13 protein-coding genes and 1 tRNA gene are annotated in these 12700 nt (G+C 60.5%); 11 read left to right on the forward strand and 3 right to left on the reverse strand.

Annotated elements, in window-relative coordinates; translation table 11 throughout:
• Nucleotides 1–45 precede the first annotated feature (45 nt).
• From hprK to AWB69_RS29450, 3 genes are all read left to right on the forward strand, one after another.
• Nucleotides 46–1014, forward strand: a complete 969-nt coding sequence (hprK, locus tag AWB69_RS29440) for an HPr(Ser) kinase/phosphatase (protein ID WP_047895605.1) — start codon at nucleotides 46–48, stop codon at nucleotides 1012–1014.
• Nucleotides 1015–1111: 97 nt separating this feature from the next.
• A complete protein-coding gene (rapZ, locus tag AWB69_RS29445) occupies nucleotides 1112–2008 on the forward strand; it encodes an RNase adapter RapZ (protein WP_062090352.1) in 897 nt (298 codons plus the stop codon).
• Between the two features lie 35 nt (nucleotides 2009–2043).
• A complete protein-coding gene (locus tag AWB69_RS29450) occupies nucleotides 2044–2676 on the forward strand; it encodes an LON peptidase substrate-binding domain-containing protein (protein ID WP_062090353.1) in 633 nt (210 codons plus the stop codon).
• A gap of 32 nt (nucleotides 2677–2708) precedes the next feature.
• Here AWB69_RS29450 and mutY read toward each other — a convergent pair whose 3' ends face one another.
• Complete coding sequence (mutY, locus tag AWB69_RS29455; RefSeq protein ID WP_062090354.1) at nucleotides 2709–3767, reverse strand: A/G-specific adenine glycosylase; 1059 nt, start codon at nucleotides 3765–3767, stop codon at nucleotides 2709–2711.
• 5 nt (nucleotides 3768–3772) lie between these two features.
• A complete protein-coding gene (mutM, locus tag AWB69_RS29460) occupies nucleotides 3773–4603 on the reverse strand; it encodes a bifunctional DNA-formamidopyrimidine glycosylase/DNA-(apurinic or apyrimidinic site) lyase (RefSeq protein ID WP_062090355.1) in 831 nt (276 codons plus the stop codon).
• Between the two features lie 85 nt (nucleotides 4604–4688).
• Between mutM and AWB69_RS29465 the strand changes: the two genes are divergently transcribed.
• From AWB69_RS29465 to hisC, 8 genes are all read left to right on the forward strand, one after another.
• Nucleotides 4689–6557, forward strand: coding sequence for a tetratricopeptide repeat protein (locus AWB69_RS29465; protein WP_062090356.1), 1869 nt, complete (start codon nucleotides 4689–4691; stop codon nucleotides 6555–6557).
• A gap of 59 nt (nucleotides 6558–6616) precedes the next feature.
• Nucleotides 6617–7189 (forward strand): lipoprotein insertase outer membrane protein LolB, encoded by a 573-nt coding sequence (gene lolB / locus AWB69_RS29470; protein WP_062090369.1) that lies wholly within the window; start codon nucleotides 6617–6619, stop codon nucleotides 7187–7189.
• Between the two features lie 17 nt (nucleotides 7190–7206).
• Entirely contained in the window at nucleotides 7207–8127 is a 921-nt protein-coding gene (ispE, locus tag AWB69_RS29475) for a 4-(cytidine 5'-diphospho)-2-C-methyl-D-erythritol kinase (RefSeq protein WP_062090357.1), read from the forward strand.
• Nucleotides 8128–8182: 55 nt separating this feature from the next.
• Nucleotides 8183–8259, forward strand: a tRNA-Gln gene (locus tag AWB69_RS29480).
• Nucleotides 8260–8307: 48 nt separating this feature from the next.
• Entirely contained in the window at nucleotides 8308–9261 is a 954-nt protein-coding gene (locus AWB69_RS29485) for a ribose-phosphate pyrophosphokinase (protein WP_062090358.1), read from the forward strand.
• A gap of 154 nt (nucleotides 9262–9415) precedes the next feature.
• Nucleotides 9416–10045: a 50S ribosomal protein L25/general stress protein Ctc gene (locus AWB69_RS29490; protein ID WP_062090359.1), complete on the forward strand. Its 630-nt coding sequence runs from the start codon at nucleotides 9416–9418 to the stop codon at nucleotides 10043–10045.
• Nucleotides 10046–10177: 132 nt separating this feature from the next.
• A complete protein-coding gene (pth, locus tag AWB69_RS29495) occupies nucleotides 10178–10780 on the forward strand; it encodes an aminoacyl-tRNA hydrolase (protein ID WP_062090360.1) in 603 nt (200 codons plus the stop codon).
• Between the two features lie 78 nt (nucleotides 10781–10858).
• Nucleotides 10859–11923 carry a histidinol-phosphate transaminase gene (gene hisC / locus AWB69_RS29500; RefSeq protein WP_062090361.1) on the forward strand — a complete coding sequence of 355 codons (1065 nt, stop codon included), beginning with the start codon at nucleotides 10859–10861 and terminating at the stop codon, nucleotides 11921–11923.
• A gap of 53 nt (nucleotides 11924–11976) precedes the next feature.
• On the opposite strand, the gene AWB69_RS29505 is transcribed toward hisC, so the two are convergent.
• Nucleotides 11977–12234: a YfhL family 4Fe-4S dicluster ferredoxin gene (locus AWB69_RS29505; RefSeq protein ID WP_047895593.1), complete on the reverse strand. Its 258-nt coding sequence runs from the start codon at nucleotides 12232–12234 to the stop codon at nucleotides 11977–11979.
• Nucleotides 12235–12700 lie beyond the last annotated feature (466 nt).

Below are 12700 nucleotides of genomic sequence, written 5' to 3' on the forward strand. Positions count from 1 at the left end.
CTTCAATTGCCTCATGCTCGCGGCCTCTCACGGAGTTCCGGCCTCATGGATACGTCCAGCATCAACGCCCAGAGCATTTTCGACGACAACGCAGCCGCGCTGAAACTGAGCTGGCTTACGGGTCACGAAGGCTGGGAGCGCGGCTTTTCGACTGAAACCGTCGCCAATGCAACATCAAGCGCCGATCTCGTCGGGCACCTGAACCTGATTCACCCCAACCGTATCCAGGTACTCGGCGACGCCGAGATCAACTACTACCAGCGCCAGTCCGACGAAGACCGGTCCCGCAACATGGCCGAACTGATCGCGCTGGAACCGCCTTTCCTGGTGGTGGCGGGCGAAGTCGGCGCCCCGCCTGAACTGGTTCTGCGCTGCACCCGCTCGTCCACGCCGCTCTTCACCACGCGCATGTCCGCGGCAGCGGTGATCGACAGCCTGCGGCTGTACATGTCGCGCATTCTTGCGCCGCGAGCCACGCTGCACGGCGTGTTCCTCGACATTCTAGGTATGGGCGTGCTGCTGACCGGTGACTCCGGTCTTGGCAAAAGCGAACTCGGGCTGGAGTTGATCAGCCGCGGTCACGGTCTTGTCGCTGACGACGCCGTAGACTTCGTGCGCCTCGGTCCGGATTTTGTCGAAGGCAGATGCCCGCCCCTGCTGCAGAACCTGCTGGAAGTCCGCGGCCTCGGCCTGCTGGATATCAAAACCATCTTTGGTGAAACCGCTGTTCGGCGGAAAATGAAGCTTAAGCTGATCGTTCAGCTTGTGCGTCGTCCAGACGGTGAATTCCAGCGCCTGCCGCTCGAAAGCCAGGCGGTCGACGTGCTCGGTTTGCCGATCAGCAAGGTCACCATCCAGGTGGCGGCCGGCCGGAATCTGGCCGTGCTGGTGGAAGCGGCGGTGCGCAACACGATCCTGCAATTGCGGGGTATCGATACCTTGCGTGATTTCATGGATCGTCAGCGCCTCGCGATGCAGGACCCCGAAAGCCAGTTCCCCGGCAAGCTGATCTGACCGGTTCATGTGGCTAGACCGGCGGCTCCAGCACCCAGCCGCCGCCCGGACCCGAATTTTTTGCGTGCTTTTACCCAGAGCGAACGAGTCCTTATTCATGCGCATTATTCTGATTACGGGTATTTCCGGCTCCGGCAAATCGGTTGCACTGAACGCGCTCGAAGACGCCGGCTACTACTGCGTCGACAACCTCCCGCCGCGCTTTTTGCCCGAGCTCGCCAAGTATCTCGACACACAGGGGCAGCCGCGTCTGGCTGTTGCCATCGACGCACGCTCGAGCCGTTCGCTCGACGAAGTGCCCGCGATCATCAAGGACTTGTCGCAAGCGTTCGACCTGCGCGTGCTGTTTCTGAACGCCAGCACGCAGTCGCTGATCCAGCGCTTTTCCGAGACGCGCCGCCGCCATCCTTTGTCGGGTTCGCCGGGTCACGACGCCGACGTCGGGCTGCTGACCTCGCTGGGCGAAGCAATCGAACGTGAGCGCGAGCTCGTCTCGGGTCTTGCCGAATTCGGCCACCAGATCGACACCAGCAATCTGCGGGCGAACTTGTTGCGCGCGTGGGTAAAGAGTTTCATCGAGCAGGAAACGGCTGGGCTCACACTGATGTTCGAGTCGTTCGGATTCAAGCGCGGCGTGCCGCTCGACGCCGATTTCGTCTTCGATGTCCGCACGCTCCCGAATCCGTATTACGACCACGAACTGCGGCCACTGACGGGCCTGGACCAACCGGTTATCGACTTTTTGTCCGCCCAGCCCATGGTCCACCAGATGATCGATGACGTGGGCACGTTCATCGCCAAATGGCTGCCGCAATTCCGTGACGACAACCGTAGTTACCTGACGGTGGCGATCGGCTGCACGGGTGGCCAGCACCGCTCGGTATTCATCGCCCAGGCGCTCGCCGCGCGCTTCGGTGACAAGGCCAATGTGATTGTGCGGCATCGCGACGCACCCATCGCTGTGGATGGACACGTCGTGCCCTTGCCAACCTGATCGCCTTCGGGCGGCCTTTTAAAGAAGCGCGCGCGATGTCTACCAATCCCCTTCTCGCCGACCTGCCGCTGTTTCCGCTGCACACCGTGTTGTTTCCGGGCGGCCATCTCCCCCTGAAAATCTTTGAAGCACGCTATCTCGACATGGCGCGTGCGTGTTTGCGCGAAGGCACGCCGTTCGGCGTGTGTCTGCTGAAAAGCGGCAATGAGATTGCGTCGCCGGGAGATCCGTCGGTGCCCGAGAGCATCGGCTGCCTGGCCGAGATCACGCAATGCGACGTGGACACGTTCGGCATGCTGTTGGTCCATGCCCGCGGCACGACGCGGTTTCGGCTGTTGTCGCATCGCGTGGAGGCGAGCAACCTGCTGGTGGGCGTGGCGGAAACCATTGGCGACGACACGCCGCTGGACGGCACGGAAGCGCTGGTGAAGTTCGGCGCGTGCGCTGAAGTGCTGGAACGGATCATCGATGCAATCAAGGCGCGCGAGCCGAAGGATCTGCCGTTCACCGAGCCCTTCCTTCTCGACGATCCGACCTGGGTATCCAACCGCTTGTCCGAGATCCTGCCGATCCCCATGCGCGCCCGGCAAAAGCTGATGGAGCTTGAAGACGCGGCCGCGCGGATCGATGTGGTGCATCACTATATGCAGCAGCATCAACTGCTTTAACGTCGTCTTAGTCGCTTTAACATCTCGCTATATCAAATCAGCGAACCCTGCAGCGCGTCGAGCAATTTGCGGACGGGCGCAGGAACACCATACGCGTCAATATTCGCTAGCGGCGCCCACACGGTCTGGTTATCGGCCGCGTCGGGCACACCGTTCGCCCGTCCGAGACGCGGTTCAATATCCAGTTTGAAATGCGTGAACGTGTGCGTGAAGGGCGTGAGCCGCTGAAGCTCGGCCGAACCGCCGAAGCTGTGTGAGACTGCCGCGAGCGCTTCTTCACCGGAGGCTTCCGGCAGGCTCCATAGACCGCCCCAAATGCCTGTCGGCGGGCGCTTCTCAAGCAGGACGCTATCTCCATCCTGCAACACCAGCATCCAGGTCTTGCGCGTCGGCACCGCTTTTTTCGGGCGGGATGCAGGCAATTCCTTTTGCCTTCCAGTCACGTTCGCCACGCAATCGGCGGCGAACGGGCAGCGCGCGCAATCCGGCTTGCCACGCACGCACAGCGTTGCACCCAGATCCATCAACCCTTGCGTGTAGGCGGTGACTTCGTCCTTGTGCGCGGCATCGGGAAGCAGCGATTCGGCCAGTGTCCACATCGTGTTTTCCACGCGCTTTTCGCCCGGAAATCCGTCGATGCCAAACACGCGTGCGAGCACCCGCTTCACGTTGCCATCGAGGATGGTCGCACGTGCGCCAAACGCGAACGACGCAATGGCCGCCGCCGTCGAACGCCCGATACCCGGCAGTTCAGCCAACGCGTCGACGCTGCGCGGAAACTCGCTGCCATGCTCCGTCGATACGACAAACGCGCATCGATGCAGATTTCGCGCGCGCGAGTAGTAGCCGAGGCCGGCCCAGAGCGCCATGACGTCGTCGAGCGGGGCGAAGGCAAGCGCGTTCACGTCCGGGAAACGGTCGAGAAAACGCGCGTAGTACGGAATCACCGTCGATACCTGCGTCTGCTGCAACATGATTTCGGACAACCAGATCCGGTAGGCATCGCGGGTGTTTTGCCACGGCAGGTCATGTCGGCCGTGAACGCGTTGCCATGCGATCAGACGCGTGGAGAAGTCAGTGAGCTGGAGCATGGCGGCTAGCGCTGGCAGCGCGGGCAAAAGTACGTGGATCGCTGGCCTTGCACGATTTGTTTGATGGCCGTTCCGCAAACATGGCACGGCTGGCCCGCGCGGTCATAGACGAAATAATCGAGTTGGAAATAGCCTGACTCGCCGTTGCTGCCCACGAAATCGCGCAACGTGCTGCCGCCCTTTTCGATCGCCGCGGCAAGCGTCGTGCGAACGGCGTCGGCGAGAAGATCGTAACGCACGAGCGAGACGCGACCGGCCGCCACCGTGGGCCGGATACCCGCGCGAAACAGGCTCTCGGACGCGTAAATATTGCCCACTCCGACGACCATCGTGCCCGCGAGCAACGCCTGCTTGACGGACACTTTGCGCCCGCGCGTCTGCCGGTACATCAACGCGCCGGAAAACTCGGCGGTGAAAGGCTCTACACCCAGTCCCGCCAGCAGCGGATGGTCGAGGACATCGCCGTCTTCGCGCGGATGCCAGAGCACTGCGCCAAAGCGCCGCGGATCGCGAAAGCGCAAAATAAAGTCATCGAAGATCAGGTCTATATGATCATGCTTCGCCGCATCCGGCGGACGCGGCACGTTACGCAGTACCCGTAGCGTCCCCGTCATGCCGAGATGCACGATCAGCCACCCTTCGGAGGTTTCGAACAACAGGTACTTGCCGCGTCGCTCGACTTTTTCGATTTTCAGCGCCTTCATCGTCTTCGCGAGATGCGGCGGAATTGGCCAGCGCAGCGCCGGTGTACGGACATCGACACGCTCTACCCGGCGTCCGGAGACGAACGGTTCGATCCCGCGTCGGGTTACTTCGACTTCCGGCAACTCTGGCATGTTTTACTGGTCTGCAACTTGCTGTGGGATGTGCGCGTATTGTAGCGAGCGCGTTACAATCGACTGAAACATTGATCGGATTTCCATGAACTTGTCCTTCGTAAAGTTGTTTTCGAAGCAGCGTGCAGCGACCGCTCAAACGAGCGCTACACGCGGTAAGCCGGTCTACCCGAGCAAACTCGCGGCCGCCGTGGCGTTCGCGGTGGCTGTGTTTGCACTCGCGCCTGCCTATGCGCAGAGCCCCGCGCAATCTCCCGCGCCGGACGACGATCAATCCGCCATCAGCGCGGCGGACCTGATCACCGCGCCGCCCACTGGCAAGGAAGTACAGGACCTGCCGAACATCCCTGTGACCAGCCAGATCGTGTTCCAGGTACTGGCGGCAGAAGTCGCGCTGCAACGCAATCAGGCAGCGCCGGCGTACCAGACCTATCTTGCCCTCGCTCGCGACACGCACGATCCGCGTTTCGCCCAGCGCGCAACCGAGATTGCAATCGCCGCACAAAGTCCCAACGACGCGCTGACGGCAGTCCAGCTTTGGCAGCAGTTCTCGCCGAATTCGGAACGTGCCGCGCAACTGAGCGCGTCGCTGCTGATCCTCTCCGGCAAGCCCGACGAAGCCAAGCCGATCCTCGAGACCGAACTTGCGAAGGTACCCGCGGAGCAGCGCGGCGACGCGATCATCTCGCTGCAAATATTGCTGTCGCGCGGACCGAATCGCGTGGGCGGGCTGAATGTGCTGAAGGATCTGGTCAAGAACGACCTGGACCGGCCGGAAACGCAACTGGCGCTCGCCCGGCAGCAAATTGCCGCCGACGACCTGCCCGGCGCGAAGGCATCGCTTGAACAAGCGCTTAAATTGAAGCCCGACTACTTGCCCGCGGCGTTGACGCTCGCGCGTATGGGCCCGAACGAACGCAACGAAGGTATTGCTTCGTTCGAGAAGTACCTCCAGAAGGATCCCAAGTCGCACGACGCGCGCCTTGCGCTGGCGCAACTGTATCTGTCTGCGGATCGTCTCGACGACGCCCAGAAGCAGTTCGAAATCATGCGCAAGAACGATTCGAAAGATTTGACGCCGCTGATGGCGCTCGCGCTGATCAACATTCAGAAGAAACAGCCGGACAAGGCGCAGGACTACCTGAAGCAATACGCGGCGGCGGCTGAAAGCACGCCCGGCGCCGATCCGGGACAGGCTTACATCTATCTCGCGCAGTTGGCGCTGGAGAAGAAGGACGACGCGGCCGCGAGCCAGTGGCTCGACAAGATTCCGCGTGAGAGCCAGCAGTACTTGCCGGCGCAAGTCACGCGCGCGCAGATCCTCGCCTCGCACGGCAAGGTCGATGAAGCCCGGCAATTGCTGGGTAGCCTGCAGACGTCAGACCCCCGTGACCTCGCGCTGCTCGCACGTACTGACGCCGCGATCCTGTTCCAGGCGCAGCGGTATCCGGAGGCGGAAGCGGCCTTGTCGAAGGCATCGACGGCTTTCCCGGATGACCCGGACATTGCCTACGACTACGCCATGGCAGCCGAGAAGAACGGCCACTACGACACCATGGAAGCGCAGTTGCGCAAGCTGATGAAAGAGCAGCCGGACAATGCGCAAGCGTATAACGCGCTCGGCTATTCGCTCGTCGATCGCAACGAGCGGCTGGACGAAGCGGAAAAGCTGATCGAGAAGGCGGTATCGCTTGCGCCGAACGACGCGTTCATCATGGACAGTCTTGGCTGGGCGAAGTATCGGATGGGCAATGACGCGGAAGCTGCGAGCATCCTGAAGAAGGCCTATGACCTGCAGCCGAACGCCGAAATCGGCGCTCATCTCGGCGAAGTGCAGTGGAAGTCGGGGCAGCAGGACCAGGCGCGCAATACATGGCGTCAGGCGCAAAAGCTCGAACCCGGCAACGACACATTGTTGAAAACGCTCAAACGATTCCAGGTGAACGACCTTTGAACTTGATTGCAACGCATTTCCTGGGCGGCCGGCGCGCACGTCGCGGCGCGCTGGCCTTGATGGCAGCGGGTGTGGTGGTGATGTCGGGGTGCGCGGTCACCCCCCGCATGCCGACTACCTCGAATGCAGCAACCGCGGTGACTGCGCAGACCAGCCGTGCCTATCACGGCCGTTTCGCGGTCCAGTACGACGACCAGAACGGCCAGCAACGCAACGCGTACGGCAATTTCGACTGGCAGGAAACCGGAGACACCGTCACGCTGCAATTGCGTAATCCGCTTGGACAAACGCTGGCTATCGTAACGTCGTCGCCGTCGTCCGCCACGCTCGAATTGCCGAACCACGAACCGCGGACCGCCGATAACGTCTCAGAGCTCATGCGCTCCACCCTTGGCTTCGCGCTGCCGGTGGAAGGCTTGCGGTATTGGCTGCAGCCATCGCCGGCACCCACCTCGCGGGCGCGCACGACCATGGATGCGTCGTCGGAAAATGGCCGCCTGAAGGAGATCAAGCAGGACGGCTGGACCATCGACTATCTGGCCTATGCCGATGCGCCCGCAACTGGCGTAAAGCGTGTGAATCTGTCGCGCGCCGACCCGCCGCTCGACATCAAGCTCGTCCTCGACCAGTAACGCCTTAGCTCAATCGCATGCAGTCATCTTTATCGAGTTCATCGCCGGGCTCAGCCCGCCCGCTGGGCGATGCTTCCCTGCGCAACTGTCTCGCGCCGGCCAAGCTCAATCTGTTTTTGCACATCACCGGGCGTCGCGCGGACGGCTATCACGCATTGCAGACCGTGTTCCAGTTGCTCGACTGGGGCGACCTGCTGCACTTCACCCGTCGCGACGACGGCGTGATTGCGCGTAAAACCGACGTTCCCGGCGTGCCCGAAGCGGATGACCTCGTTGTACGTGCTGCACGCCTGCTGCAGTCGACAACGGGCTGCCCCCTTGGCGTAGACGTGGAAATTGATAAAATACTGCCCATGGGCGCTGGCCTCGGCGGCGGCAGTTCTGACGCCGCGACTACGCTGCTAGCTCTGAATCGCTTATGGGGCGTGGGATTGTCGAGACAAGCGTTGCAGGACCTGGCGCTGAAACTCGGCGCCGATGTGCCGTTTTTTGTCTTCGGGCAAAATGCTTTTGCCGAAGGGGTGGGCGAGGCGCTGCAGGCCGTCGATCTACCTAAACGCTTCTTCCTGGTGGTGACTCCTGCGGTGCATGTTCCAACCGCTGCGATTTTTTCAGAGAAAGCGTTGACAAGGGACTCAAAAGTCCTCACAATTACGGACTTCCTTGCACAACATAGTTCTGACGCAGATTGGCCTGACAGCTTCGGCCGAAATGATATGCAGGCAGTTGTGGTTGAGAAGTACGCGGAAGTAGCCACGGTGATTGAGTGTTTTTCGAATCTTTCACCTGCGCGAATGACCGGATCTGGAGCGAGCGTGTTTGCCGCTTTTCGTAGCAAAGCCGAAGCTGAGATGGCGCAAGCCAAACTCCCGGCAAGCTGGAAAAGTAAAGTGACCGAAAGTCTGGATTCGCATCCTCTCTTCACTTTCGCGTCGTAAAGTTTCGTTTTGTCGGGTTTGTCCTACACTGCCCGGCGGAACTCAAAGTTAGTGTAGGGGAGTCGCCAAGTTGGTTAAGGCACTGGATTTTGATTCCAGCATGCGAAGGTTCGAATCCTTCTTCCCCTGCCATAATTTCTCGCGTTTTCCCTCTCGCCCCAGCCAAGAAACAGGTGCACGATGAGCAGTGACGGCCTGATGGTATTCACTGGCAACGCGAATCCCGCGCTTGCACAGGAAGTCGTCAAAATCCTTGGAATTCCTCTTGGCAAAGCAATGGTCAGCCGTTTCTCCGACGGCGAAATCATGGTCGAGATCCAGGAAAACGTGCGCGGCAAGGACGTATTCGTGCTGCAGTCCACCTGCGCGCCGACCAATGACACGCTGATGGAACTCATGATCATGGTCGATGCGCTCAAGCGCGCATCCGCTGGCCGGATCACTGCAGCCATCCCGTACTTCGGTTATGCCCGTCAGGATCGCCGGCCCCGTTCGGCCCGCGTCGCCATCTCGGCGAAGGTCGTGGCGAACATGCTGGAAATTGCCGGTGTGGATCGTGTCATCACCATGGACCTCCACGCCGACCAGATTCAAGGTTTCTTCGACATCCCGGTCGACAACATCTACGCCACGCCCGTGCTGCTCGGCGATCTGCGCAAGCAGAACTACGAGAACCTGCTGGTGGTGTCGCCCGATGTGGGCGGTGTAGTCCGCGCCCGGGCTCTCGCGAAGCAACTGAACACCGATCTCGCGATCATCGACAAGCGTCGCCCGAAGGCGAACGTCGCTGAAGTGATGAACATCATTGGTGAAGTGGAAGGCCGTACGTGCGTGATCATGGACGACATGGTCGACACCGCCGGCACGCTCTGCAAGGCAGCACAGGTTTTGAAGCAACGCGGCGCAACGAGAGTGTTCGCGTATGCCACGCACCCGGTTTTGTCCGGTGGCGCAGGCGAACGGATTGCAGCGTCGGAACTGGACGAACTCGTCGTCACCGACACCATTCCCCTCTCCGACGAAGCCCGCGCATGCACGAAGGTGCGCGTTTTGTCGAGCGCGGGATTGCTGGCCGAAACGTTCTCGCGTATCCGTCGCGGCGACTCGGTCATGTCGCTGTTCGCGGAAGGTTAAAAAGTATTGGCGGTTTAGCGGGGCGTCAAAGCTCTGCTGAACCGCGTAATCGGTTCAGGCGAACGAAGGCCTGGACCGCTGCTCTGGGGCTGAACGCGATTGCGGACAGCCCCGTTTTCACTGCCTGGTCGCGGGCAGATTATGGAGTTGAATCATGAAAGTAGTCGCTTTTGAGCGCAATCTGCAAGGTACGGGTGCGAGCCGCCGCCTGCGTAACTCGGGCAAGACCCCGGGTATCGTATATGGCGCGAACGCTGAAGCTCAAGCTGTTGAGCTCGATCACAACGCACTTTGGCACGCGCTGAAGAAAGAAGTGTTCCATTCGTCGATTCTCGACCTGGAAATTGGTGGCAAGTCGCAACAGGTTCTGCTGCGCGACGTCCAATACCATCCGTTCAAGCAAATGGTTCTGCACGTTGACTTCCAACGTGTTGATTCGAAGAAGAAGCTGCATACCAAGGTACCGGTGCACTTCATGAATCAAGAAACGAATCCGGCTGTGAAGATTGGTGGCGCGGTGATCTCGCACGTTCTGAACGAAGTCGAAATCGAATGCCTTCCGGCCGATCTGCCGGAATTCGTCGAACTCGATCTGGCGAAGATTGAAGCTGGTCACACGCTGCACGTGAAGGACATCGTTTTGCCGAAGGGCGTGGCGCTGGTCGCTCACCTCGACGCAGAAAACCCGGTGATCGCTTCGGCAACCGTCCCGGCTGCCGTCGTGTCCGACGAAGCTGCTTCGGGCGCTGCTGCTCCGAGCGAAGGCGACAAGCCGGCTGCATAAGTCTGGCTGAAGCCTGTCCGCTTGAGTCCGCCCGCAAGGGCGGACGAAGTGACCCGCCGTTGCTCTGCTCCGGCGGGTTTTTTTTGGCCTTTTTCTGGTGCGGTCGATGTTGCTATGCCGCCAAGATTGAACATGATCAAACTGATCGTCGGGCTCGGCAATCCGGGCGCCGAATACACCGCGACCCGTCACAACGCCGGCTTCTGGTTCGTCGATCAACTGGCGCGCGACGCCGGAGCATCGCTACGTGACGAGCGCCGGTTTCACGGTCACTACGGCCGTGGCCGGCTCAATGGTCAAGAGATTCATCTGCTCGAGCCGCAGACCTTCATGAACCGGTCAGGGCAATCGGTCGTGGCCGTGGCGCAGTTCTTCAAGATCCTGCCGGACGAGATCCTGGTCGCGCACGATGAACTCGACTTGCCGCCCGGCACGGTGAAACTGAAGCTCGGCGGCGGCAGCGGCGGGCACAATGGCCTGAAGGACATTTCCGCGCATTTGTCGGTGCAACAATATTGGCGCTTGCGGATTGGCATCGGACATCCGCGTGACCTGATTCCCGAAGCCTCGCGAGCGGGCGCGAAACCCGATGTGGCGAATTTTGTGCTGAAACCGCCGCGCCGTGAGGAACAGGACGTGATCGATGCGTCGATCGAACGTGCGCTCGCCGTCATGCCGTTTGCGATCAACGACGAAATGGAACGCGCGATGATGAACCTGCATCGCAACGGCTGAACGCAATGCAACGTGCAGTAGTGAACTCGCATCACCCCGTCCCGAAAGGACAAGTAAGGGACAATTAAGGAGCGAACCTTGAGCCGTTTCTGGAGCGACATCGTCAATAAGCTGACGCCATATGTGCCGGGCGAACAACCCGCGCTGGCGCGTCCCGTGAAGCTCAACACGAACGAGAACCCCTATCCGCCCTCGCCCCGCGTAGTCGATGCAATCCGGCGCGAACTCGGCGAGGATGGCTGCTCGCTTCGCAAATATCCGGACCCGACAGCACACGCGTTGCGCGCGGCCATCGCGCAGCATCACGGCCTGCACGAGAGCCAGGTGTTCGTCGGCAACGGGTCGGACGAGGTCCTCGCTCACACCTTCCAGGCGCTGCTCAAGCACGACAAGCCAATCCGCTTCCCCGATATCACCTACAGCTTCTATCCGGTGTATGCGCAGTTGTACGGCGTCGCATTCGATGCCGTGCCGCTCAACGCGGATTTTGGTATTGATGTGGACGACTATCGCGCGCCCAACGGCGGCGTGCTGCTGCCCAATCCGAATGCACCGACGGGCCGTGCGTTGCCGCTCGCCGAGATCAAGGTGTTGTTGGCGGCGAATCCGGATTCGGTCGTGGTGATCGACGAGGCGTATGTGGATTTCGGCGCGGAATCGGCGGTGGCGCTTATCGATGAAAATCCGAATTTGCTGGTCGTGCAAACGTTGTCGAAAGCGCGTTCGCTGGCGGGCATGCGCGTGGGGTTCGCACTCGGGCACGAGGCGCTGATCGAGGCGCTGACACGTGTGAAGGACAGCTTCAATTCCTACCCGCTCGACCGGCTGGCGCAAGCCGCGGCAATCGCGGCCGTTGAAGACGACGACTGGTTTCGCGAAACCTGCACGAAGGTGATCACGAGCCGCGAACGGCTGACGGCAGACTTGCAGGCGTTAGGCTTCGACGTAGTGCCATCGGCCGCGAACTTCGTATTCGCGCGCCATCCGGAGCACGATGCCGCCACGCTGGCCGCGCGCCTGAAGGAGAAGGAGATTTTCGTGCGGCATTTCAAGCTGCCGCGAATCGACCAGCATCTGCGCATCACGATTGGCACCGACGCCGACTGCGATGCGTTGCTGGCGGGGCTGCGCGCGTTGCTCTGAGGCCTCGCGCGTAAAGGGCGCCTGATGTTTGACGCTGGGCGCTCGATGTTAAATCAGGCGCCCTTCGCTTTCATCAACGCGTGATATTTCGCCATCAACTGGATGGCGTTTTCCTCATGCGCCGGATCGCGTGGAATGCATTCCACCGGGCACACCTGCTGACATTGCGGTTCGTCGAAGTGGCCGACGCATTCGGTGCACTTGTTCGGGTCGATCACGTAGATTTCGATACCCATCGAGATGGCGTCGTTCGGGCACTCGGGCTCGCAAACGTCGCAGTTGATGCACTCGTCGGTAATGAACAGGGCCATGCTGCCACCAACTTTCCTAGAAAAACAATAGATTATAGCTTTTTCAGCCTTCCGACGCTCGCGCATGATTGCCCGAAAATCATGTTTGCTTGCTGCGGCTGAGTTGCACACGTGTTGCAAATTGTGCAGCGCGCAAAGTCCAGATAAGCATGGCCGGCTATCACCAGCAAGACGTTTCTACACAATTGCGACGTTTGAGAGCCCGAGTGCCCGAACGACGCCATCTCGATGGGTATCGACATCTACGTGATCGACCCGATTTTCGTTCACATGAAATTGAAATGATCCTGCCACACAACGAATCCGGACAATGAGCAGCGAACGTCGTTCCAGCGCGGGATGTCGGTTGACCGACGCATCTAGGATTTCAGAACGTCGAAGCAAGCACTGTATCCGTCAGCGGAACCCGTTGGGGAGGTTTTTGCGCGGCTAAATGTCGACGATCTTTCGCAGTAGAGAGTACGAA

It is taken from the genome of Caballeronia udeis, assembly GCF_001544555.2.
Classification (GTDB): Bacteria; Pseudomonadota; Gammaproteobacteria; order Burkholderiales; family Burkholderiaceae; genus Caballeronia; species Caballeronia udeis.

Excerpts from the sequence above, each read along its gene's own strand:
- AWB69_RS29465 (WP_062090356.1), top strand. The coding sequence starts at position 4,689 with ATGAACTTGTCCTTCGTAAAGTTGTTTTCGAAGCAGCGTGCAGCGACC.
- pth (WP_062090360.1), top strand. The coding sequence starts at position 10,178 with ATGATCAAACTGATCGTCGGGCTCGGCAATCCGGGCGCCGAATACACC.
- rapZ (WP_062090352.1), top strand. The coding sequence starts at position 1,112 with ATGCGCATTATTCTGATTACGGGTATTTCCGGCTCCGGCAAATCGGTT.
- mutM (WP_062090355.1), bottom strand. The coding sequence starts at position 4,603 with ATGCCAGAGTTGCCGGAAGTCGAAGTAACCCGACGCGGGATCGAACCG.
- hprK (WP_047895605.1), top strand. The coding sequence starts at position 46 with ATGGATACGTCCAGCATCAACGCCCAGAGCATTTTCGACGACAACGCA.
- ispE (WP_062090357.1), top strand. The coding sequence starts at position 7,207 with ATGCAGTCATCTTTATCGAGTTCATCGCCGGGCTCAGCCCGCCCGCTG.
- AWB69_RS29490 (WP_062090359.1), top strand. The coding sequence starts at position 9,416 with ATGAAAGTAGTCGCTTTTGAGCGCAATCTGCAAGGTACGGGTGCGAGC.
- AWB69_RS29450 (WP_062090353.1), top strand. The coding sequence starts at position 2,044 with ATGTCTACCAATCCCCTTCTCGCCGACCTGCCGCTGTTTCCGCTGCAC.
- mutY (WP_062090354.1), bottom strand. The coding sequence starts at position 3,767 with ATGCTCCAGCTCACTGACTTCTCCACGCGTCTGATCGCATGGCAACGC.
- AWB69_RS29485 (WP_062090358.1), top strand. The coding sequence starts at position 8,308 with ATGAGCAGTGACGGCCTGATGGTATTCACTGGCAACGCGAATCCCGCG.
- AWB69_RS29505 (WP_047895593.1), bottom strand. The coding sequence starts at position 12,234 with ATGGCCCTGTTCATTACCGACGAGTGCATCAACTGCGACGTTTGCGAG.
- lolB (WP_062090369.1), top strand. The coding sequence starts at position 6,617 with ATGGCAGCGGGTGTGGTGGTGATGTCGGGGTGCGCGGTCACCCCCCGC.